Here is a 22,639-nt window from a genome sequence, read left to right as displayed (position 1 = left end):
GATATGGAATAGTTTAGGATGAAAGTAAATATTTATATTTTATACACTGGGGGAGCTTTTAGAAGCTGAGAAGAGACACAAGTCCTGACCCTTTGAACCTGATTTGGTTAACACCAGCGTAGGGAAGTGAGAAAATTAGAGAGATTTTTTATCTTATCTATTTTTAAGCCACTTTCCATATGAAAGTGGCTTTATTTATTTTGAAAGGATGATATTAAAGTGACAACTAAAAAAGTTTTTTTAGCAGGGCCTTTTAAAAGTTTAGTAGACGAGAATACTGGATTGATGAGCTTACAAGAAAGGGGAAAGTTGGAATCTTTAATTTCTTTTTTTGAAAATGAAGGATGGTTAGTTCATAATGCTCACAAGCGAGAAGGATGGGGGAAAGATTTCATGACACCTCAACAATGCACTAAAATTGATTTTGATGAAATAAGCACTTGTGACCTTTTTGTAGCTTTTCCTGGCTCACCGGCTTCTCCTGGAACACATATAGAAATTGGATGGGCTTCTGCCTTGAAAAAAAAGATAGTGTTATTACTAGAAAAAGATAGAGATTACGCATTCTTAATCCAAGGGTTAAATGTAGTAGCTGATGTTGAATACATTAATTTTAAAGATACCGATGATTTATTACAAAAGATTAAAAGTATCCTTATGAAATAAAAGGTGGAATCTAAATGAGAAAGAGAACTTTTCATGAAGCATATATGGAAACACTGTATGACATCTATCACAACCCTGAATTTTTGAATTCACCGCGTGGACAAAAAAGCAAAGAAAAATTGAACTATCATCTGACCCTTGAAAATCCAGTAGAACGTGTCACTTACTTACCCTCTAGAAAAACAAATATCGTGTTTAATTTTGCTGAAGTTTTATGGTATTTGTCGGGGAGTAACAACTTAGATTTTATTAGTTATTACAATAAAAAAATGCCTTTATATTCAATGAATAAAAAAACATTAACAGGCACTGCGTATGGACCTAAAATATTTGAATTTGGAAACGCAAAACTAAATCAATGGAATAGAATAAAAAATCTTTTGACACAAGAAGACATTGATTCAAAAAGGGCATTTATTCAAATATTCGATGCCTCGGAACTCTTCGTTTCTGGAAACATTGATGTTTCTTGCACAATCGGTTTGCAATTTTTCATAAGAGAAAACAAGTTATATATGTCTTCCGTAATGCGTGCAAATGATGCATTTCGAGGAATGATTAGTGATCTTTTCTCTTTTACATTTATGCAAGAATTAATGGCGAGAGAACTTCATTTAGAAGTCGGAGAATATTTCCATAATGTTGGTTCCATTCATATCTACGAGTCCGACAACGAATGGGCAAAAACAGTACTTGAGGAAGCTAAAAATTATAATGATACCTCGGCTTTTGAATTTCCTAAAATGCCTGCCGGGAATAATTGGCCTTTCATTGAAACAGTTTTAGAATATGAGTCTTTGCTTAGAAAAGATCAAATTTCATTGTCAAGGCAGGATATTGAAACTCTAGAATTACCTGAGTATTGGGAACAGGTTCTTTTACTTTTCAGTATATATCAGCATATTGCTTATAAGCGAGATATGGACCTTTCTCTATTTCAAGGCTTACTTCCTACTTATCAATTTTTTGTTAGAAATAAGTGGTTTAATTACTTCTCAACTAAACAAAAGGAGGAAATTTAATGAAAACTTCTTGGAAAGAAGACAGTGTTGCTGGTAAATTCGATGCTTATAACGACGTTTTAGAACAAACATTAGGTTTTGAGTATGTTTTTCGTAAATTTGATAAAGCGGATATTAAAAAGGTGCTCGATTTTGGCTGTGGTCCCGGAAAGGTAGCATATAGGTTAGCTGACAGAATAGATTGCAATGTAATCGCAGTAGATGAATCAAGTAAGATGTTGGATATAGCAAAGACAAAAAGAAAACATCCACATGTTGACTATCATTTAATTGAACATGATAATCTTTCCTTCTTACCAGATCATTCAGTTGATGCTGCTATGGCATGTTACGTCTTTATTAATACAGATAGTGATCAACGTATCAAAAGAATCATGGATGAAATTTTTCGTGTGTTAAAACCAGGTGCTTCTTTTGTTATACTCGATACAAACCCTGACTCAACTGGAATAGAATTTTCAACCTTTCGCAACGGAATACCGGGGAAAGAGTATTCTTATGGAGAAGAAAGAAATGAGTGGCTTCATGTTCCTGAACAAGAAGATTTAATTTTAAATGACTTTCATTGGCCGAAGTCAATGTACTATAAACTTTTATCTAATGTAGGTTTTGAAAGTGTAACATTACTGGAACCAACGTTAAACGATATTGACGGAGAGCAGTTAAAGGCCATCGAACAAAAATTCAAATTTAATAATTGGAAAAGTGAAAAGGAATACCCGCCTTTTATAATTTTTGAAGCAGTGAAACCTACCTTAGGAGGTGTATGAGTTGACGGATATCTATAAAGCACTTTCGATTGCTGGAACAGATCCAACCGGGGGAGCGGGAATTCATGCAGACTTAAAAACCTTCCAGGAGCAGCAAGTATTTGGAATGGCTGTTATTACATCAGTTGTTGCTCAAAACACACTTGGTGTGAAAAGTTTTGAGGAGGTATCTCTGAATAATATATCTCAGCAAATAGACTGTGTCATCGGAGATATAAAACCGGATGCTGTAAAAACTGGTATGCTTGCAAGCGTGGATATTATAGAACTGATAGCTGAAAAATTAAAAGCGGCTAATTTCCAATCGTATGTGATGGACCCAGTTATGGTTGCTAAAAGCGGACATCATCTACTTCATAAGGATGCCGTTAATCATTTGAAAAAATTATTAATACCTCAAACAACTGTTATTACACCAAATATTCCAGAAGCAGAAGTAATAATCGGCAAATCAATTAAAACTGTACAGCAGATGCGCGATGCTGCTAAAGAAATTGTGGAAGTATATGGAGCAAAGAGTGCTGTCGTAAAAGGGGGGCATTTGAACGGAGAAGCTCGCGATATTATGTATTGTGATGAGGCTTTCGAGGAATTTGTTTCTCCTCGCTTTGATACAAAACATACCCATGGAACAGGCTGTACTTTTTCGGCCGTTATAACTGCAGAGCTAGCAAAGCAGCACAGTATACCGAAATCTGTAGCAACTGGGAAAGAATTTATTTCAGCAGCTATTAAACATCCTTTAGGTATTGGGAAGGGACATGGGCCTACAAATCATTTCGCGTATCGCTCAATCATTAACCCCACGACAGCTACTTAAGGAGTGTTATGATGATCTATAAGGAATATGATGTATTTTTATTCGATTTAGACGGAGTTATTTATATAGGAGACAAAGCTTTACCAGAAGCTGTTTCTTCTTTAAAACGTCTCCGTGAAGAAAAGAAATCCATACGTTTTTTAACGAATGATCCCTGTGTTACAAGAGAGACGATTGTTAAAAGGCTTCATAAACTTGGAATTTCAGCAAGTATTGATGAAGTAATTACTTCGGGGTGGGCAACAGCTGATTACCTTGTTAAGGCCGGAGTAAAGAGAGCGTATATATTAGGAAATGATGAACTTAAAAGTGAGATTCAAAAAGCTGGTATTGATCTTGAAGAAGACCTAGCAGAAGCTGTTGTCATTGGATGGGATAACAATATTACTTTTCAAGATATACATAAGGCGGTAAATCTCATCCGCCGTGGGGCTTCATTTATTGCTACAAATGGAGATAAAACATTTCCCACCGCTAATGGACCAGCTCCAGCTACAGGTGCCATAGTAGCGGCTGTTAAAACGGGAGCAGATAAAAAGCCCATTATAATTGGAAAACCGGAGTCTTCAATATTTGAAAAAGTACTTGAGTCCTTTGAAGACAAAGAGAGATGCGTCATGATTGGAGATACACCTGAGACAGATATTATTGGAGCGAATCGAATGGGGATAGCTTCAATCTTAGTTTCTGATCAAAATACCTTATTTCCTGTAGAACATGACTTTAGAAATCCAGATGTTGTGATCCGAGATTTGAAGTATTTGTTCGATAGTGAAGTTAAGATAGAAGTGCGTGAGAAACCAGATTATCAATGGACAGAACAAGTTAAAGCTGGAGTCGCTGGAATAATAATCAAAGAATCAAGTTCGGTTTTATTAATGAAGCGTGCTGATAATGGTCTATGGGGCATCCCTTCAGGACATGTGGAACCTGGTGAATCAGTTGAACAAGCGATAATAAGAGAAATAAAAGAGGAAACCGGATTAACTGTTAAAGTTTCTAAAATGATAGGAGTTTATTCAGATCCAAGCTCACAAACATTTATTTACCCTGACGGAAGAGTCAGTCACTTTATTACCAACTGTTTTCAATGTGAAGTTATTGGAGGGACATTGAAAAAATCCACAGAGGAGGCCTTAGAAGTTAGGTATTTTAATATTCATGAGTTACCTGATAATCTATTGCCAATGCACCCTAGGTGGCTGGAAGATGCTTTAGCACAGAAAGACCTTGCTTTTATTCGTTAAATTAACTTTATATTTTCAATTAGTAAGATGAAGTATCCGATGAAGTATGCAAACAAGTGTGAAGGGAATCAAATAGAGAAGATGCCAATGATTAAATTGGTATCTTTTTTATTTGATTCCCTACAGATTTATCCTTGATGAAGTAGTAGTGATTATTTTGTACACAAAATGAACGTAACTTTATGCAAACATAGAGATTGAATGAGCCTTCACACTTGCGATATAGGATCTGAAAAAACAAAGAATTGCAAAATAAAAAAAGACTGTCATGTTGAATTGGGGACGTCAGAAATAACAAATAAAGAAGCAACCCCTATTTGGATACAAATACAAGAAAAAATCGTAAGCGATATTGGTAAAGTACTATACGAAAAATTCTTGAAACTCTAAAAGCCATACGATAATCAATTAAATATACAAGATTACTGAGAATTTAAAAGCTTTCTCTCTCTTTATTTCGGCTATTTTAAAAGACCTGACACCAATGACATGTCATGTAACTTTCTGGTGATGAAAAAACTACTCCATTTTCACTCCACAATATGAGTAAATCATTGTAAACCAACATAATCAAAATAAATAAACACTGATATAAAAAGGGTTTGTAACAGAAAGTACAGATTCACTTTATTGAGGGCCCAGTGGGTGAATAACCCGTGGAGGTTCAAGTCCTCTCGGCCGCATCCCAATAATACCCAGGGTTTAATCACCTTTGGTATTATTTTTTTGCGGAAAATACGGCAACAAATGTACCACATTGTCGAGTCACTAAAAAAGTGCTGACCTCTGCACAAAACCGTTGCGCGAGTCTGCACTTTTATTCTGCAAGATACACTGTCCCTTTCATCGATTATGGGGAGTTTATTTAATCTGTTGTTAGCCGCGCTGATACTTGGCCTTTAGAAGCTTTTTTTAAGTGGCTAAAACCAACAAATTTTTTGCCTTCTTCATCCCATAGGTGGAACTTTAACGACTTGAGACTTGTTGCCAGTGTAATGGTCGGAACGTTTTGCAATGGTTCAGTGTTGTTATGCACTTTTTCAAGCTTATAGTTTGGGACTCTCGGGCTTAAATGATGAACATGATGGAAACCGATATTTCCTGTTAGCCATTGCATAACTTTTGGTAGCTTATAAAAAGAACTCCCTTCAACTGCTGCTTTTACATATTCCCAATGCTCATCTTCTTCAAAATAAGAATCCTCAAACGTGTGCTGAATATAAAACATCCAAATTCCGAGAGATCCTGATATCATAAAAATGGGCACCTGAACCAGCAGGAAGTTTTGCCAGCCAATAACCCAACATAAAAGTGCTGCCAAAGTGACGATCCCCAGGTTCGTTACATACGTATTCATCCGTTCTTTGCGTTTTGCCCCTTTACGATTAAAACGATTGGTAATCCCGAAGACGTAAATCGGCCCAATCATAAACATAACAAACGGATTTCTGTACAAACGGTACATGATTTTTGTCTTAGTTGAGGCTTTCTTATATTCTTCAACGGTAAGTACCCAAATATCGCCTGTACCGCGTTTGTCCAGGTTGCTGCTTGTCGCATGATGGACAGAATGGTCGTGTGACCAATGATCAAAAGGGTGCAGAGTCAGAATTCCTGTTATTGTTCCAAGGATTCGATTCGCCTTTCTGTTCTTAAAAAAGGAATAGTGGCAGCAATCATGAAAGATGATAAAGGTTCTTACTAAAAAACCTGCCGCAACGACAGAAATCGCTAATGTAAGGAAATAAGAAATCGACAAACTCTTATATGCCAAACACCATAGCAGGAAAAATGGTACCAATGTGTTAATGATTTGACAAATACTTTTTTGTAAATCGGACTTTTCATAAGGTGTAACCAGTTTTCTCAAAGTCCTTAGGTTTTGTTCTTTCATTTTTAAAAGTTTCCCCTTCCCTGATGATCTTCTAAGTGTAGAAAACGTTTTATAGCCTTTGAAGGCCCAACGTCATACACCACATATATGATAAGTATTCTTCCCCTCTATCTGTGAAATTATTGGAAATGATAAACTGATTTCCAGTTCAATTACATCTTTATTAGCAGAGCCAGCCGGGATACAAATGGTGTATGAAGATTATACCCGGCTCTTTATCGGGCCAAACTCGCTCACTGCTCCCCTATGGGAATCGATTTATTTAGACCGTGAACATTGATTGTTTGAGGTGAAAAGGTTTTGGAAAGTGATAATGAAGTAATGGGGATATCCATGAGTGACTGTTTGGAAACATCTGCAGTAACAAAGTTTTACAAGTGAACAGCCCTGCCTTTAAAAGATTATCTTGTACTTGAACAAGAAACAGCTGAGCTTTTTGACAATCATTAATGAAATACTATTAAGCAAAGAAACAGGTTTGAAGACACTCGTGATTCATTTTCACAGTGTTTTCAAACCATAGTTATTAATAGGCCTCTTATTCGCACTGGCATCCATATGTTTAACAAATAATGCCATGAATAAAACGACAATATTAATTTGCAGTTATTTCCGTTTCGTGTTATGATAAAGAAGAATTATTTTTGTTCGGTGTAAAGGATAGTATGAATATTGACTTTTCGTCTTGATGATACTTTGGGCAAGGATAGTATACACTGTGTGGTTACACACTAGGAGGCAACAAAAATGGAACAAGGTACAGTGAAATGGTTTAATGCAGAAAAAGGTTTTGGCTTCATCGAACGTGAAAACGGAGACGATGTATTCGTACACTTCTCTGCAATCCAAAGTGACGGATTCAAATCTTTAGACGAAGGTCAAAAAGTAACGTTTGACGTTGAGCAAGGTGCTCGTGGAGCTCAAGCTGCTAACGTTCAAAAAGCTTAATCTTCAATCGTTTATACAAACAGGCTCTTTCTATAGGGCCTGTTTTTTTATGTTCTCTTAATAATTCTCAATAAAAAACCCTACTCAACGTTCGAGTAGGGAGATGCTACAAGGTAATAGAAAAAGATTTAAAACTTCAAAGGTTTGTTTACAGTATAACATACTGGATTGACAATATGCGGAATGTATATAAATTAATTACTTTTCTTTTCGAATGCAACTGCATTTTATTCATTCTTTTTTCACTAACCTGCCCGTTAATTTAACTACAAGATTAAATGAATCATAAAAATGATTTCTAGTTCTAGAACTTCGTCATTTTTTTATTGTGGGCCATATATTTAAATGTTAACAACCCGTGTATCTCTTTTATGAAAAGAAGATACACAATTACTATTCACTGTCGCAGTGGATATAAGAAATTCTTAAAGATAGAGTGGAAATTGAATGTTTTATCTACAAGAAATAATCACTTAGAGATACCTAAAACAATGAAAGCCCTACCTCTCTTCCATCCTTACGGCTCCTTGTCCGTGCCAGTGTGAATCAGGATTACAAACATCAAGTGACTATTTCATCGAGTTTTTTTGATAAAACTTCAAATGTTGTAGAAAAAATGTAAATAATAAAAATGGATTAGATTGTAGGAATAACAAAAGAGGTTAATGTTTTATTAGTAAGTTGAAGAAGTTGAACGTTTTTGAAATGGCTTTACTTTTTATCGTGATATTATCGAAAAATTCGGGATTTTCATGCGATACATTCTCTATAATTAACCTTAACAAAAACTTTTTATTTGTTTTTCAGTGATTCCTTTAATTACTTCCAGTTCACTAATCAAAAATTCATATGCATTATCCAACATTTTTTTTTCGCTTGCATTAAGTGCTTTTTCTTTCTTCATACGCAGTAAATCACGTACAACTTCAGCGCCTTCTTGTATTTCACCCGTTTTTATTTTGTTCGTGTTTACTATATACCTTTGCTTCCACGGCAGTAACCTATCTGATTCTCCATGCTGAAAAATGTGTATAATGTGTTTTAATGCACGTATATCAGTAACTGGTCGTATACTTGAGCTCAATATTTTACGCGTTGGAATCATAACTTGCATATTACTAATCGTCATCTTTATGACATAATACTGTTGTTTTTTCCCTAAGATTTCTTTTTCTTCTATGGCTTCAATTATACCTGCTCCGTGCATTGGATAAACAATGTTATCGCCAATTTGAAACATATCATCCACCTCCATGTATGGTAACCTTCTTAAGATTACCATATATGGAGGTGGAATATCAAACTTTTAATAATAACATGATCAATTTTTAGTTGTCAATAACTTTATTTAGAAAATCAGATCAAGCAAAAACAATAGGGAACGTGTCGGATTCCCAATAAAGGAAAGGGCAATGGTCCGTGTATATCCTGAAACCCGACTAATTAACATCAATCAGTTTTTCATTGAAAATGAGTTATTAAATCTCTTTACGAATTCATGACTTGGCATTAATGACATGTTTGCTAATCTATATGGGCACAAATTCACCAATTTTTAAACCAAGGGTTGTAGACCCTTGGTGTTTTTTTAGAATAATTCACCAAGCTTATCGATGTTTGCAGACAGCTCTTCAAACGGTGATTTCAAAAATTGCCGCGGATCAAGTTGGTGCATAAAGAGGAAGGAATTAGCCCCCGCCTTAAAGATCCTTCAATTCCTCTTACATCATCGTGAAATATTACTTTTTTAGAATCGGTATCCAAATTTCACTTTTAAAAGATGGCGATGTTACATCTTTATGCTCGTTCCACAGGATTTCTGGGCCTTCTATTTGTTCATAATTTGATGATGGAAACCATTCGGAATAAATCCGTCCCCATACTTCTTGCATTGCATCCGGAAATGGTCCGATTGCTTCGAATACAGCCCATGTTGAGGCAGGGACTTCAAGCTGTGATAGGTGATTTGGGCACTGTTTCGTTGTGGCTGCGCCAATATAGTGATCAAGCTCTCCATTCTCCTCCATCCGACCTTCAGAAAAATTCGTGGATGCACTAATGAGTCCTGATGGTGCTACATTAGAAAGCTCTTTTAGTTTATTTATTGCTTTTTCATCTAAACTTTCCCACATAGATGCAATTTCCGGATTAATCCCATTGAAAATAATAGGAACTCTTTTTTTAATGCCAACGATGCGAAATGCCTCTTTTTCTTCAATACGGTAATTCATTTCATTTCCTCCTTTGATTGATAGCTGGAAGGTCATTCGTGGATAGGCTTTAAGGGAATGGCCATTAAGTCTGGCTTTTGATGGGTTTATGCCATGTAAATTCTGGAATGCCCGCGCAAAAGAATCTGGTGAGTTATAACCGTACTTTATTGCTATGTCAATCACTTTTACATTGCTGTCTTTCAGTTCAAAAGCTGCAAGAGTAAGACGTCTGCGACGAATATATTCCGATAATGAAATACCTGCAAGGAAGGAAAACATCCTTTTAAAATGATATTCAGAGCAGAAAGCAAGCTTTGCTACTTCTTTAAAATCAATATCATTTGTGAGGTTTTCTTCAATATAATTTAGTGCTGTATTCATCCTTTTAAGCGAATCCATTTATTTGACCTCCTTTAACAAAAGAATAGCAGGAGCGAAATGTATCTACCCGACATTCCGTGCACAGTTTTGCAGGATAACTTATATGTAATAAATTATGTTATTCACCTGTATTTGTACAGATAGAGAAAACACCTAACAAGAGAAAAGGATTATTGCTTGGATTGCATAAAATGAAAGAAGGGTTATCATTGTTTTATAAATAACACGTTCTTATAATTGAGTGAAAAAGGAGCGTCTCATGCCGATTAATTCTTTTGAAAATTATCCGATGAGCTGGAAGCCATCAATTGATAAAACGGAAAAGCCTATCTATAAAGCACTTGCAGGGCAATTGGAACAGGATATTATAAACGGAGTTTTATTACCTGGAACAAAACTTCCTCCACAGCGAGAACTGGCCGATTATTTAGATTTAAATGTGAGTACCATTTCAAAAGCGTTTAAAGTGTGTGAGTTAAAGGGCTTGCTAAGTGCGTCGGTAGGGAGCGGCACATTTGTATCATACGATGCGTTATCGAATACGTATTTACTTGAGGATACAAAGCCGAAGCATTTAATTGAAATGGGTGCAACACTTCCTGATCATGCTTCTTATGAGCCGCTGTTACTCCAACTAAAAAACATGCTGCAGGATGAAGATTATGAAAAATGGTTTGGTTATGGCCGGACGGGCGAAAGCCTTTGGCAAAAGGATGCAGCTGTAAAACTAATCCGAAGAGGCGGGGTTGAAACAGGCGTTGATCACATTTTGTTTGCAAATGGGGGACAAAATGCGATCGCTGCTGCATTGGCGAGTCTTTGTAAGCCTGGAGACCGCATTGGTGTTGACCATCATACGTACCCTGGATTAAAAACTGTGGCATCAATGCTTAGTGTGCAAATCGTGCCGATTAAATCAGTAAATAATGAAATGAGTCCGCAGTCACTTGAATACGCGTGTAAAAATGAAAATATTAAGGGCGTTTATTTGATCCCGGATTATCATAATCCGACAGCTTCCTTTATGTCTGTTGAGAATCGAAGAATGATTGCAGAATTAGCAAAGAAATATCATCTGTTTGTTATTGAAGATGCATCGTACCATCTTCTCAACAAAAACCCGCTTCCAGCACTTGCATCATTCGCGCCGGAACAGGTTATCCATATTGCAAGTTTATCAAAATCGTTAGCACCTGGTCTGCGGCTAGCCTATGTAGCAGCACCGAGTCAATTTAAGGAGCCGATTTCAAAGGCGCTTTATAATTTAAATATAACCGTTTCCCCATTATTAGCTGAACTTACAGCCCGCACGATTGTGTCAAATCAATTTGAAGTCTTAATTGAGAGCCATCGTGAACAAACCATTCGCAGAAATCAGATCGTAAACCGGTATTTTGCTGACTATACATGTTTAGGTGTTGAAACAGGCATCTTTCGCTGGTTGTTGTTGCCGGGGAAAATGACTGGAGCTGAATTTGAAGAATTAGCTGCACAACATGGGGTGCAAGTGTATGCAGCTGAACGCTTTGTAGTCGGAAATAGTTGTCCAGAAAGGGCTGTAAGGGTTTCTGTCTGTGCACCAAAAACACTCGAAGAGCTTGAGCAAGGATTAATGATCCTTAAACGTTTGTTAAACGGTCTTACCTAATATTGTTCGCCATACAATTATAATATTGTATGGCTTTTTTGTGCGTGTTATGATGATCCACATCTAGAGTGAGGCTCTTAGAAAGGCAGGTCAGACTATGTTACACAAGGAAAGTGAAAAAGCATTAGAGGTTCAAACAGATTCGTTACAACGCTACATCAATTCTCCAGAAAAACAAAAAGCGTTATACAAGCGTACATTGTTTGTTGTCAGTATTTCACAAATTTTTGGCGGTGCAGGGCTGGCCGCAGGGGTTACAGTCGGCGCGCTTATCGCACAGGAAATGCTTGGGACGGACGCGTTTGCTGGTCTGCCTGCTGCTTTGTTTACTTTAGGTTCAGCTGGGGCTGCATTAGTTGTCGGGAGACTTTCACAGCGTTTTAGCCGGCGAACAGGTCTGTCAGCTGGTTTTATCATTGGCGGCCTTGGAGCAATAGGAGTCATCATTGCGGCAATCATAAATAGTGTTATCCTGTTATTCGCTTCATTGCTTATTTATGGTGCTGGATCAGCGACAAATTTACAAGCTCGCTATGCAGGCACGGACTTGGCAAATCGTAAACAGCGGGCGACTGCTGTTAGTATTACGATGGTTTTTACAACATTTGGTGCAGTTGCCGGTCCAAGTTTAGTGAATGTGATGGGGAATTTCGCTCTTTCGATTGATGTTCCATCACTGGCAGGCCCTTTCATTTTAGCCGCGGCAGCATATATCTTGGCAGGTGCGGTCCTCTTCATTATGCTTCGTCCGGACCCATTAGTGATAGCAAGAACAATCGAATCGATCAACCAAGAACCTAGTGATAAAGGACATTTGGCTACAAACGAGCAAGCAGAAAACAAAAGAGGCATCATCGTTGGCGCAACGATAATGGTTTTTACTCAAATCGTAATGGTGGCTATTATGACAATGACACCAGTTCATATGAGACATCATGGACATGGCTTGGGGGCAGTCGGTCTTGTCATTGGTTTTCATATAGGTGCCATGTATCTTCCTTCACTGGTTACAGGTGTCCTTGTTGATAAGCTGGGACGTACCGCGATGGCGATTGCTTCTGGAACGGCGCTGCTTTTGGCAGGCTTAATAGCAGCATTTGCACCAGGGGATTCTATGGTCCTTCTCGTCATCGCTCTTTCTTTACTTGGATTAGGATGGAATTTTGGATTGATAAGCGGGACGGCACTTATTGTTGATTCAACTGGAACTTCCACACGGGCAAAAACCCAAGGTACAGTGGATGTTTTGATTGCGTTGTCAGGAGCTGCTGGCGGAGCATTGTCTGGAATGATCGTGGAAGGTTCAAGTTTCCTAACATTATCGTTTGCTGGAGGGATCTTATCGTTATTACTTATTCCAGTGGTGGTTTGGTCTCGTGGAGGTAAAAGGTCAGCCTGATGGGTCAATACCCGTTATCCCAATAATACCAAGGGTTTAACTGCCTTTGGTATTATTTTTTTATGCCAGTTTTCTTCCTGCTTATGTTTTTGCCCATTGATCCAGCATAAGGTTTGAATTGTCTAATTTCCATTAATTTGTTATGTTGTTACATAAAGATTGTTATAAAAATTTCCTGAAAAGGAGTGAAGCTGTTAGAAAGCAAGCGTTTGATATTGCTTGGATCATGAGAGTGAGAATAGAAGAATCAATGAAAAATAGAGTTGCATTCATATTTTTTATTACATAACATAAATTGGATATGGAATTGAAAAAAGTCAGGATACCCGATGTTAGGTAAAATGATAAAAAAGGAGTCATACCGTTGTTAAAAAGGTTTTGTCTTGTTTTTCTTACGCTAATGATGTCTATCGTCGTTGTGCTGGTAGCTGCTAAAGATTCCCCTGGAGATAACGTCATTTCATTTGATCAGCCTATTATCTTAATGATATCAATTGGGATCATTGTATTTTTATTCATCCCTCCTTTAACCATGTCCTTTTTTGGTAACTTGGTTGTAAGAATAATTTCAGGAGTATATCAATGTTTTATCGTTTTAACTTTTCTGGGACTCATTCCAATTGGATTTCTTATTCCCAATGGCTTTTTGACAATTCTTGTTTCTGTTGCAGGAACTTTAGTCAGTATAGCTAGTGTTGCAGTAACCTTATGCATTGGCAAGAATAAAAAAGGTACATGATAATTGAATTGTTATTTTTTCAGATTGTGAGTGAAATAATAAAACAAGGTGAGAAGGCTATATTGGCCTTCTTTTTTTATATTGTGGACATGGATATAACCCTTGATGACTGCTGTTGCTGTTTGGATATAGATACTCGGCAAGCAAAGTGTACCCGGGCATATCTCATAAGATGTCCGTCATATGAATCCCTGTGTTTTTTGTTGTTGCATCATCTCCACTTTAAGCTTAATCTATTGAATAATAAGAGAAGGAACCTATAGAAGAATAAAATAAATACCGAGATGTCAAAAATAAAACTGGACTTCATTAGTGTTAATTCACGTAAATGTATGACGAACCATTAAGCCTTTATTAAAAATGCCTGGAAAGAGGGGAATTCCTTCATGACAAATAGCAGAACGAATCCTAAGGTTGATGAATTTTTAAGTAAAGCGAAAAAGTGGAAGGAAGAATATGAGAAGTTGAGAGCTATCGTTCTTGACTGTGAGCTGACCGAAGAATTTAAGTGGAAGCATCCTTGCTACACGCTTAATAATAAGAACATCGTTTTAATACATGGATTTAAAGAATATTGTGCGCTTCTGTTTCACAAAGGTGCCTTGTTACAGGATGGCCATGGGATTCTCATCCAACAAACGGAGAATGTACAGGCGGCACGCCAGATCCGGTTCACCAATGTTCAGGAAATTGATGAAATGGAAACGATCTTGAAAGCCTATATTCATGAGGCCATTGAAGTTGAAAAAGCCGGGTTGGAAGTGGATTTAAAAAAGAATACAGAATATAAAATTCCTGAAGAACTTCAAAATAAATTCGATGAAATCCCTGCCTTGAAAACAGCTTTTGAAGCATTGACGCCAGGACGGCAAAGAGCATATATTCTTCATTTTTCTCAAGCCAAACAATCCAAAACCCGAGAGTCAAGGGTTGAAAAATATGTGCAAAAAATTCTCGATGGAAAGGGATTAAAGGATTAGTAATTTTCCGGAACTCTAAGTATTACTAGTTACTCGAACTGCTTCGGATTCCTAAAAACAAAAAAGATTCGAAAGAAGCAATAATTAGTGTGTGCATTGAAAAAATAGATACGCTGAAATGTCGAGGAATGTGTAAAAAAACCTTAATTAAAAGTTAATCAAGGCCCAAATATCAATAAATTAAGTTATATGCGTTATCTTTTCATCCGTAATACATTGTATTTAAATAAAAGCGTTATGCCTAAGTTCATTAGAAAATGTACAACAAAAGGTACTAAAATATTGTTCGTGTCAAAATATATCCACCCGAAAGTCAAACTTGGGATGCTTATATTTATGAGCATCATAGGCTTTTGAAAGTATTGGATATGAAAACCTAAGAAAATTAGAGTGGCAGTTATAATTGCAATCCATTGGTTCTCTATGAATATAAAAAGCAAATTTTGAATAGTTCCCCTGAACAAAAGTTCTTCAAATAACGCACCTGCAAACATAAAGGCAACAATACTTAACAGTGAATAATTTTGATAGCTCTTGTTTGTATCGTCAATATATTTGGAGGGAATGGAAAGCGATAAAATTACACCAAACAAAAGCAGAGCAAATGAAGCAATAAATACATGCAGTATCATTCTGATTGGTTTATCGAATGACAGGAAATTTTGAATCGTGAGTACATCATAAACCATTAGCATAAAAATGATAGCCACGCAAATGAATGTAAAAGAAGAGAATACGAAAACAGCGTCTTTTGGATTGAAATCCTTTTTTATTTTCTTGGTTTCGTCTTTTATATTTTCCATGCTTACCTTCTTTTCTGTATTTTTAGATGAATGAAAAACACTTTATATCTCTATTTTGTAGAAGGCACTCGCCGAAAAACAGTGCCCGTTTCGTGCCCCCTGCCTCTTTCTAGGAAGGAGACATTCAAAAGTTAGTTAGTTGCCGATTGCTTTTTGAGTTTCATGAGACTTCCAATAGATGTTGATGCTATAAAAGCTCCAGCAAAACTAATACACTGAGGGTAATCAAATTTTGCTTCTGGCAAAAGAATACCAGTAATAAATAAAGTAATACCAACTAAAATTCCAGTAACTCTAATTTTCATGATGTAATGCCTCCTGCAAGTAGATAGGAAGAATTATACATTATGTTGCTGGATACCGCATCTCAAAAAGGTTAATAAGGCCCGAGCAAACAAATAATGGAACACGTTTTTTACTGTGATGTTGCTCAAAAGAATTATAGTTTGCTGTTATAGATAACGTGAATGTAATAGTTCAACCACGTTTAAGATCTAAGAGGCTGAATATGGAGTCAGAGTTTGAAGGAATTAGCTACTGTATGTAGAAGAAAAACAAGCATATTGTTATATGCTTGTTTTTCTTAAGACATCATTCATTTACTACTAAGATGTTATTTTTTGATTAATATTGTATGCTACTAGACATACAGCGCTATAAAATAATAATGCAACACCTAGTAATAATACGATCCAGTGAAAAGGCTCTGATAATTTTAGGGTAAGACTCATCACATTTAGAATGCTTCCAACTGATAGGATAGCTAATAGAATCGGTAGATTTTTCAGCAAGTGATCACACTCCAAACTTTGCTCAATAGTAATGTATCATACTTTTTCCTTATTATCCATTATTTATAAAAGGAGATTCAGGTGAAAAAGCGCGTTGTCTGCTGTAGACAAACGATTACTGATTAATGAATAACCATGATGTCAATGAGTCGCTTGATTTTTTCATTGTCACCTGGATCAACGTACACTTTTTTTATATTTTTAATGATATTCTCAGTCACTTCCCGCATCACGCCTTGATCGAGATCATCAGCGGAATCCCAGCGTAAAGGGACATTGTATACATGAATCGTGCCATCTCCATTTCCATGATAAGTGACTGATCCATCCACTAATCGAGAACCAGCTAACTGGATCACATCTTCTGGATAGCTCGCACTTGTATCATCATTAGGATTAATCAGTTCGCCAGCTGAAATGTGTCGAACATTCAATTCATCTATCTCTTGATTGGGTCCAAGCTGGAGCCAAACTCGGGCATATTCGATTTTTTCAGAAGAGTATGCCGCCAATACATTGCCTTCTTTACCTTCCTCTTCGTTTTTTACTTCTTTTGATGAAGTTTCATTTGATTCATCCGCTGCGGTTTCTTTTGAAGGATGTTCATTTGAAGCCTTTGTTACGGATTCTTCTGATTCTGTTGTTGGCTCCGATTCATCTTTGTCTATTTTGGTGCTATCTTCAGTCCCATTATGATTTTCATCAGATTGTGCAGCAGCATCATGATTTGAAGATTGTTTTGATACTTCGTTCTTACTGCCCGTACATCCAACAAGCAATAAGGCGAGAAGCAACAGGGCAACATTACTATAAAATACCTTTCTAAGTTTCTTCATTCTTTCATTCCTCTCCATCAATATATAAAAGTTTATGTATCTAAATATTACTATGTAATAGATATGATCGTTTTGAAATTTGTTTAAAAAGAGGAAACGATTTTTAGATCAATCCTAGGGCCCGGCTGTTAGCTTGCCAAAACTTAAGAATTCCTAAGAACTTTTGCCCCTTTTTCTTCAGGTTTTGAATGTAAAGTAGGATTAAAAATGCAAAACAAATGGAGAGATTAGATATGAAACGTCTGTTATTCTTTCGGCATCCAACAATCCCAAGGGTATAACTGCCCTTGGGGTTATTTTCTTATGCAGAAAGATGCCCGGCGGCATTCATTATAAAGGCAACCGAACTGCGTCCTAAACGTTCTTTAATTGAGGTAAGCCTTTAAATAATAAACGATCATAAAACATGTTTTTGATTACCAATCAATTCGTTCTCTGTCTCTGAAGAATTCCCCGTTAGGTCCATCTGGCCCAGTCGTCGCTAACCAAAGGATAGACTCGGCAGCTTCCTTAGGCGTTCTCGGAGCAGATGGCCCACCCATATCTGTACTTACCCATCCCGGATCGACCGCGTTTATTTTGATATCGCCCTTGATTTCTGCAGCGGCCAATCGTGTCAATCCATTTAGTGCAAGTTTGGATAACTTATAAGCCCCGACTCCTTGGTCAGACATTTCGCTCACAGCTCCATATTCTGAAGAAACATTAATAATTCTCCCGTAGCCCTGTTTTTCCATGAGAGGAATAAAGGACCGCATGACATGATAAGCGCCGAAGAAATTAATTGCCATCGTTTTCTCTAGGATGGAAGGGTCCATATACAATAATTTTTCATTCTTATCTAAATACACACCTGCATTATTGATTAATACATCTAATCTTCCATATTGCTCATTTACTGTAATCACAGCTTGCCGGATGCTTTCTTGATCTTCTACATCAATCAGCACAAATGAAACATCAAGACCTGAAGCCCTAAGTTTTTGTGCCGCTTCAGGACCTAACACTGGATCTCGGCTTGCCAGAATGACATTAAACCCATTCACACCTAATTGCTTGGCCAGTTCATATCCAATTCCGCGATTTCCGCCGGTGACAAGTACAACTTGTTTGTCCTGTGACATATATAAATCCCCCATTCTTGCTTGTGATCATTTTTTGGTTTCTCTGTTTCTGGTTGAAGCATAACCAGAAGAAAAATGAAATCGTGATCTGGAAAGCTGTTTTGTCGAACGATAAAAGCTTTCTTAGCCAACATTATGACCATCGATCATTGTGTGTCTGGTTTTGATATGAAGAACCGTCTGCGGCTGTACCAAAAACAAAACAGACGCTGGGCTATATTTGATATGATGGCATGAATTGAACATTGATTACTGTATATAATCGTTTTTTATTAAATGCTCTTTCATTTTTTGAATAGCCTTCGCTTCGTCGGCTCCATGAGCGTATATATATATTTCGGTTCCGGGTTTAATTCCTAAATCCATAATGTCCATGATGGATTTTGGTGCTTGTTTGAGGTTGACAGTTTTCCCTTGATGTTCGAGAAAAATATCAGATGTAAACCGATGAGCCAAACTGACTAATAGGGTAGCTGGTCTTGCAAATCCTGTTTCATTAATGATCGTAAATTGTCTTTTAATCATTCTTCACCTCATAAGATATTTTTGATGCAAATCTGCTTCTTGACGGATTTATCGTTGGGTTGCGGGTCAAATTTGAATTTAGATAAGCGGACTCATTCCATCATTTTCTCTGTATTTTGACATAACGCCCTTTCTTTGTGTTTACAAAATAATACTCTTGTCACTAAAATGGACATTGACTTCATCCAAAAAAACATGATTCATTAATCAACATTTGTTTATTATTGTAAATAGAAACATGGTGGGTACAATGGTTAAATTCAAGCGATTTGTTGATTATTCAACATTCCACTCTAAATTGTTGATTATCTTAAGAAAGTTAGGTGAAAAGCTATGTCCAAAGTGGATAGAAGAATAACCAAAAGCCAAGAGGCTATTAAAAGGGCTCTGATTGAGCTGATGACTGAAAAAAGTTTTGATCATATTACGATCAAGGAAATTTCCGACAGGGCAAATGTGAACCGGGGAACTATCTATCTTCATTACTTAGATAAATTTGATCTATTAGAAAAGATTATGGAAGAGCATATCAACAATATGGGGAATTTTTGTGAATCGGCAACTGAAATGGACTGGATTGAATCGACCGTACACTGCATGGAATACCTTGAGAGTAATTATTTATTCTTTTCCACGATGTTAGCCAGTGAAGGAGCTCGATATTTTCGCAGTCAGTTCCTTAAGTTTAATATCGAAGAGTTCAAGAAAGATGTCGATATAACGAAAGGAAAAAATCATGGCCAAAGTGAAGATGTCATTGTTGAATTTGTTGCAAATGCTTACGTAGGAGTAGTGGAATGGTGGTTAAAAAACGAAATGCCTTATCCGCCGCATGTCATGGCAGAAAAAGTGGGAGAATTGTTAGAGAGGATTGTATAATGGCAATAGATGGTGGGGCATTAATGCACGAAGAATGATTACGCGCAAGAGTTGCGCTTTTACGATCTCAACGGGAATACAGATGAAAAAAAGACCAAGCCATTGCTTGATCCAGTTGATATATTTCTCTCACTAGCGAAGGAATGCCAAGCTGATGATGAAGAATATCGTGCACATCTGATATGATCTTTGTTCAATGGTTTTACTCTTCAATACGCAATAAAATCATAAGAGAAAATGCAACGAATTTCCCAATTTGCAGGGACATCAGTAAATTGAGTTTCTTGATGCTTGGCTTCAAGTATAAAATAAACAGCTACAAGGCAGTCCCTACAGACATATTCGCTTAAATTAGCATTTTGAAATCTTGGAAAGCATCATAGTTTTTCTTCTCAGATCTCTCCTTAAAGCAGTAACATTTAAAATGAATATGATTCGCCATCATCAGGCACTAACACATGAGAGGAGATTGCTTTTTCATGAATAAAGGATTTTAATTCTTCTCTTGATAATCCCCAATGGTTGACAGCTTCCATGTGGCTCACGATGATTTTTGCTTTTGGAGCAGCCTTATACGTTTCATAGATATCTTCTTTACCCATGATGAGAGAACCACCTTCATAGAATTGATTATCTCCGCCGTTCACTACAATGATTTCTGGCTGATGTGTAGCAATCTCTTCTTGAACCGCATCATACCAGACTGTATCTCCAGCTACATATAACGTTTTTTCACTTTGGTGCTTGAACACAACGCCGCATACAAGTCCTGCAAGTTTCAAAATTTCTCCTCTTCCGTGTTCTCCTTTGGTTTTGATTAATTGAATGCCTTCAAATACTGTATCCTTTGTTAAAACTTCGACGTTTTTGAATCCGGCATTTCGTATTTCTTTTGCATCGTCTTCATTTTGGGAGAACAACTTGATATCTTTTGGCAATAACTCTTTAGCTGCCTCATCCCAATGATCATCATGTAAATGAGTTACAATGACAGCATCAATATGATGGATAATATTGTCGACAGAAGTTGGCAATTCAACCAAAGGGTTGTTTTGATCCTGTCTTGGCGCATTTGGGAATGGAGGGTAAGCACCTTTCTCAGCTAACATTGGATCTATTAAAAACGTTTTGCCTGCATATTCGACAACAAGTGTAGCATTACGAATTTGTTGAATGTTCATGTGTAAAACTCCTTTTCTTTAATGTGTGATGTATAGTTTACATACAGCCGCTGAATAAATACATGGAACTAATCAAGTCTTTCTGTCGATTGACTTGATTTTTGAAAGTATGTATTTTAATTTGTATAAATTGTCACTAAAGTAGAATCAGGGTAATTTAAAGCACGGATAAGAAAACGAATTTTTAAAGTAATGTGCAGGACTGCACCTTTTTAGAGAGAGGATGAACAGGAGGATTTTATTCTTAACGAATATTGAAGGGATTTGATTTCATGTTGGATCACACAGACATGCAAATATTAGAAGAGTTATCTAAAAATAGCCGTATTACGATGAAGGAATTAGGCGAGAAAGTTCATTTAACTGGGCAAGCAGCCGCCTTGAGGGTTGCCAAATTAGAAGATAACGGAGTAATTGAGGGATACACAATCAAAGTGAACCAAGTGAAATTAGGGTGTTATATACATGCTTTGCTTAATATCTATATAAAAAGCACCCATCATCAGCCATATCTGTCATTTATAAAAACACAAGACAAATATGTCATCAATAATTATAAAATTAGCGGGGATGGCTGTTATCTTCTTGAATGCAAATTTCCGTCTAATGAGATGCTAGATCAATTTTTAGTGGAATTAAACAAGCATGTCAATTATAAATTATCGATTGTGATTAACAAGTAGAGAGACCTTTTACTGTATTGAGGGCTAGTGGACAATTAACCCATGAGGTTCAAGTCCTCTCGGCCGCATGAAAAATACCAAGGGCTGCGGCCTTTGGTATTTTTCATACCTTCATTTATTTTTACTCATCGGCCTTTTTTCAAATGGCCTGCCTTACTTTGCAAATCGCCGAGCAGCAGCCACGCACATGATAACGGCGATATTCACTGCCACGAGCGCCCAGCCCACTTTCTCGTGCAGAATCACTGAGGCAAGCAGCAGTCCAAAGAAAGGCTGGAGAAGCTGCAGCTGACCAACCGCCGCAATTCCGCCTTGGGCGAGACCTCGATACCAGAACACGAAGCCGATCAGCATGCTGAATAAGGACACATAGGCAAGACTGAGCAGCGCAGGAACGCCGATGCCTGACCATGAGTCCGGTGTAAAAAAGAACGACAAAGGCAGCATAAGAGGAAGCGACAGAACGAGTGCCCAAGAGATCACCTGCCAATTCCCCAGACGCCGTGAAAGCCTAGCCCCTTCTGCATAACCAAGACCGCATACGACGATAGAAGCCAGCATGTACGCGTCGCCGAGCGGGGATGATCCTCCCCCTTGGATCAGAGCGAACCCTGCTACTAGTAAGCTGCCAGCAGCTGAGAAAATCCAGAAGACTGGGCGGGGGCGTTCGCCTCCGCGCAGTACACCGAAAATCGCCGTCGCGAGCGGAAGAAGCCCAACGAAGACAATGGCATGTGCGGATGTGACATACTGAAGCGCTAAGGCTGTCAGCAACGGGAAACCGATTACCACGCCGAATGCTACCACCAATAGTGAAATGATGTCTCTTTTGGCAGGATGCTGCTGCCGGAAGATGAGTAGGAGACATCCAGCCAATACACCAGCTATCGCAGCGCGGCATACGGTGAGGAACAATGGGTTGAAGTCCGTCACCGCCAAGCGGGTTGCAGGCAGCGAGCCGCTGAAAATGAGTACGCCTATAAAACCATTTATCCAGCCATTTGTTGTTTTGTTCATGACAATCACTCCAAATATGTTTCTTTTTAATGATCTGGATTTTCTTAACAAAACCAGTATTTAAGGATTACAA

23 protein-coding genes and 1 riboswitch are annotated in these 22,639 nt (G+C 37.4%); of the genes, 13 read left to right on the top strand and 10 right to left on the bottom strand.

The annotated features are described in order from the left end of the window. Positions 1 to 38: 38 nt before the first annotated feature. Positions 39 to 142, top strand: a riboswitch (TPP riboswitch). A 77-nt stretch (positions 143 to 219) separates the two neighbouring features. Genes AC0C66_RS15820 through AC0C66_RS15800 form a run of 5 tightly spaced genes read left to right on the top strand, consistent with a single transcriptional unit; the run spans position 220 to position 4,525 of the window. Continuing rightward, on the top strand, positions 220 to 666 hold the full coding sequence (locus tag AC0C66_RS15820; protein ID WP_072183289.1) for a nucleoside 2-deoxyribosyltransferase: 447 nt from the start codon (positions 220 to 222) through the stop codon (positions 664 to 666). Positions 667 to 680: 14 nt separating this feature from the next. Continuing rightward, positions 681 to 1,688 carry a thymidylate synthase gene (locus AC0C66_RS15815; RefSeq protein WP_072183288.1) on the top strand — a complete coding sequence of 336 codons (1,008 nt, stop codon included), beginning with the start codon at positions 681 to 683 and terminating at the stop codon, positions 1,686 to 1,688. Then, positions 1,688 to 2,458 carry a class I SAM-dependent methyltransferase gene (locus AC0C66_RS15810; protein ID WP_072183287.1) on the top strand — a complete coding sequence of 257 codons (771 nt, stop codon included), beginning with the start codon at positions 1,688 to 1,690 and terminating at the stop codon, positions 2,456 to 2,458. The genes AC0C66_RS15815 and AC0C66_RS15810 overlap by 1 nt, the downstream gene beginning before the upstream one ends. A gap of 1 nt (position 2,459) precedes the next feature. After that, positions 2,460 to 3,278 (top strand): bifunctional hydroxymethylpyrimidine kinase/phosphomethylpyrimidine kinase, encoded by an 819-nt coding sequence (gene thiD / locus AC0C66_RS15805; RefSeq protein WP_072183286.1) that lies wholly within the window; start codon positions 2,460 to 2,462, stop codon positions 3,276 to 3,278. Between the two features lie 11 nt (positions 3,279 to 3,289). Beyond that, positions 3,290 to 4,525: an HAD-IIA family hydrolase gene (locus AC0C66_RS15800; RefSeq protein WP_240510055.1), complete on the top strand. Its 1,236-nt coding sequence runs from the start codon at positions 3,290 to 3,292 to the stop codon at positions 4,523 to 4,525. A gap of 865 nt (positions 4,526 to 5,390) precedes the next feature. Here the strand turns inward: AC0C66_RS15800 and desA are convergent. After that, complete coding sequence (gene desA / locus AC0C66_RS15795; protein WP_072183283.1) at positions 5,391 to 6,419, bottom strand: Delta(5) desaturase DesA; 1,029 nt, start codon at positions 6,417 to 6,419, stop codon at positions 5,391 to 5,393. Positions 6,420 to 6,528: 109 nt separating this feature from the next. Here desA and AC0C66_RS15790 point away from each other — a divergent pair, with 109 nt between their 5' ends. Beyond that, positions 6,529 to 6,699, top strand: a complete 171-nt coding sequence (locus AC0C66_RS15790) for a molecular chaperone TorD family protein (protein WP_326199873.1) — start codon at positions 6,529 to 6,531, stop codon at positions 6,697 to 6,699. Between the two features lie 467 nt (positions 6,700 to 7,166). After that, positions 7,167 to 7,367: a cold shock protein CspC gene (cspC, locus tag AC0C66_RS15785; RefSeq protein WP_013351108.1), complete on the top strand. Its 201-nt coding sequence runs from the start codon at positions 7,167 to 7,169 to the stop codon at positions 7,365 to 7,367. 778 nt (positions 7,368 to 8,145) lie between these two features. Here cspC and AC0C66_RS15780 read toward each other — a convergent pair. Further along, positions 8,146 to 8,607 (bottom strand): CarD family transcriptional regulator, encoded by a 462-nt coding sequence (locus AC0C66_RS15780; RefSeq protein ID WP_041521131.1) that lies wholly within the window; start codon positions 8,605 to 8,607, stop codon positions 8,146 to 8,148. A gap of 499 nt (positions 8,608 to 9,106) precedes the next feature. Continuing rightward, positions 9,107 to 9,979 (bottom strand): AraC family transcriptional regulator, encoded by an 873-nt coding sequence (locus tag AC0C66_RS15775; protein WP_472973625.1) that lies wholly within the window; start codon positions 9,977 to 9,979, stop codon positions 9,107 to 9,109. Positions 9,980 to 10,220: 241 nt separating this feature from the next. Here AC0C66_RS15775 and AC0C66_RS15770 point away from each other — a divergent pair, with 241 nt between their 5' ends. From AC0C66_RS15770 to AC0C66_RS15755, 4 genes are all read left to right on the top strand, one after another. Further along, a complete protein-coding gene (locus AC0C66_RS15770; protein WP_072183278.1) occupies positions 10,221 to 11,609 on the top strand; it encodes an aminotransferase-like domain-containing protein in 1,389 nt (462 codons plus the stop codon). 97 nt (positions 11,610 to 11,706) lie between these two features. Beyond that, positions 11,707 to 13,008, top strand: coding sequence for an MFS transporter (locus AC0C66_RS15765; protein ID WP_072183277.1), 1,302 nt, complete (start codon positions 11,707 to 11,709; stop codon positions 13,006 to 13,008). Between the two features lie 364 nt (positions 13,009 to 13,372). Further along, a complete protein-coding gene (locus AC0C66_RS15760) occupies positions 13,373 to 13,747 on the top strand; it encodes a hypothetical protein (RefSeq protein ID WP_072183276.1) in 375 nt (124 codons plus the stop codon). A gap of 386 nt (positions 13,748 to 14,133) precedes the next feature. Next, positions 14,134 to 14,727: a YdeI/OmpD-associated family protein gene (locus tag AC0C66_RS15755; RefSeq protein WP_072183275.1), complete on the top strand. Its 594-nt coding sequence runs from the start codon at positions 14,134 to 14,136 to the stop codon at positions 14,725 to 14,727. 194 nt (positions 14,728 to 14,921) lie between these two features. Here the strand turns inward: AC0C66_RS15755 and AC0C66_RS15750 are convergent, their stop codons facing one another. From AC0C66_RS15750 to AC0C66_RS15730, 5 genes are all read right to left on the bottom strand, one after another. Beyond that, positions 14,922 to 15,530, bottom strand: a complete 609-nt coding sequence (locus AC0C66_RS15750; protein ID WP_175304919.1) for a CPBP family intramembrane glutamic endopeptidase — start codon at positions 15,528 to 15,530, stop codon at positions 14,922 to 14,924. A 131-nt stretch (positions 15,531 to 15,661) separates the two neighbouring features. Further along, a complete protein-coding gene (locus tag AC0C66_RS15745; protein ID WP_165762157.1) occupies positions 15,662 to 15,835 on the bottom strand; it encodes a hypothetical protein in 174 nt (57 codons plus the stop codon). A gap of 608 nt (positions 15,836 to 16,443) precedes the next feature. Then, positions 16,444 to 17,157 carry a hypothetical protein gene (locus AC0C66_RS15740; RefSeq protein WP_072183273.1) on the bottom strand — a complete coding sequence of 238 codons (714 nt, stop codon included), beginning with the start codon at positions 17,155 to 17,157 and terminating at the stop codon, positions 16,444 to 16,446. A gap of 416 nt (positions 17,158 to 17,573) precedes the next feature. Continuing rightward, a complete protein-coding gene (locus tag AC0C66_RS15735) occupies positions 17,574 to 18,281 on the bottom strand; it encodes an SDR family oxidoreductase (RefSeq protein WP_072183272.1) in 708 nt (235 codons plus the stop codon). Between the two features lie 249 nt (positions 18,282 to 18,530). Then, positions 18,531 to 18,806 carry an HPr family phosphocarrier protein gene (locus tag AC0C66_RS15730; RefSeq protein WP_014112777.1) on the bottom strand — a complete coding sequence of 92 codons (276 nt, stop codon included), beginning with the start codon at positions 18,804 to 18,806 and terminating at the stop codon, positions 18,531 to 18,533. Between the two features lie 333 nt (positions 18,807 to 19,139). On the opposite strand from AC0C66_RS15730, the gene AC0C66_RS15725 reads away from it, so the two are divergent. Beyond that, entirely contained in the window at positions 19,140 to 19,685 is a 546-nt protein-coding gene (locus tag AC0C66_RS15725) for a TetR/AcrR family transcriptional regulator (protein ID WP_061186266.1), read from the top strand. A gap of 419 nt (positions 19,686 to 20,104) precedes the next feature. Here the strand turns inward: AC0C66_RS15725 and AC0C66_RS15720 are convergent, their stop codons facing one another. Then, positions 20,105 to 20,866, bottom strand: a complete 762-nt coding sequence (locus AC0C66_RS15720; protein WP_072183271.1) for an MBL fold metallo-hydrolase — start codon at positions 20,864 to 20,866, stop codon at positions 20,105 to 20,107. Positions 20,867 to 21,138: 272 nt separating this feature from the next. On the opposite strand from AC0C66_RS15720, the gene AC0C66_RS15715 reads away from it, so the two are divergent. Then, positions 21,139 to 21,549 (top strand): Lrp/AsnC family transcriptional regulator, encoded by a 411-nt coding sequence (locus AC0C66_RS15715; protein ID WP_003225257.1) that lies wholly within the window; start codon positions 21,139 to 21,141, stop codon positions 21,547 to 21,549. Between the two features lie 153 nt (positions 21,550 to 21,702). On the opposite strand, the gene AC0C66_RS15710 is transcribed toward AC0C66_RS15715, so the two are convergent. Then, positions 21,703 to 22,566 (bottom strand): DMT family transporter, encoded by an 864-nt coding sequence (locus AC0C66_RS15710; RefSeq protein ID WP_014112782.1) that lies wholly within the window; start codon positions 22,564 to 22,566, stop codon positions 21,703 to 21,705. Positions 22,567 to 22,639: the final 73 nt, after the last annotated feature.

The organism is Bacillus sp. VA13 (genome assembly GCF_055710085.1).
Note: the sequence above shows the minus strand (reverse complement) of the source record. Positions and strands in the feature narration are given on the sequence as shown.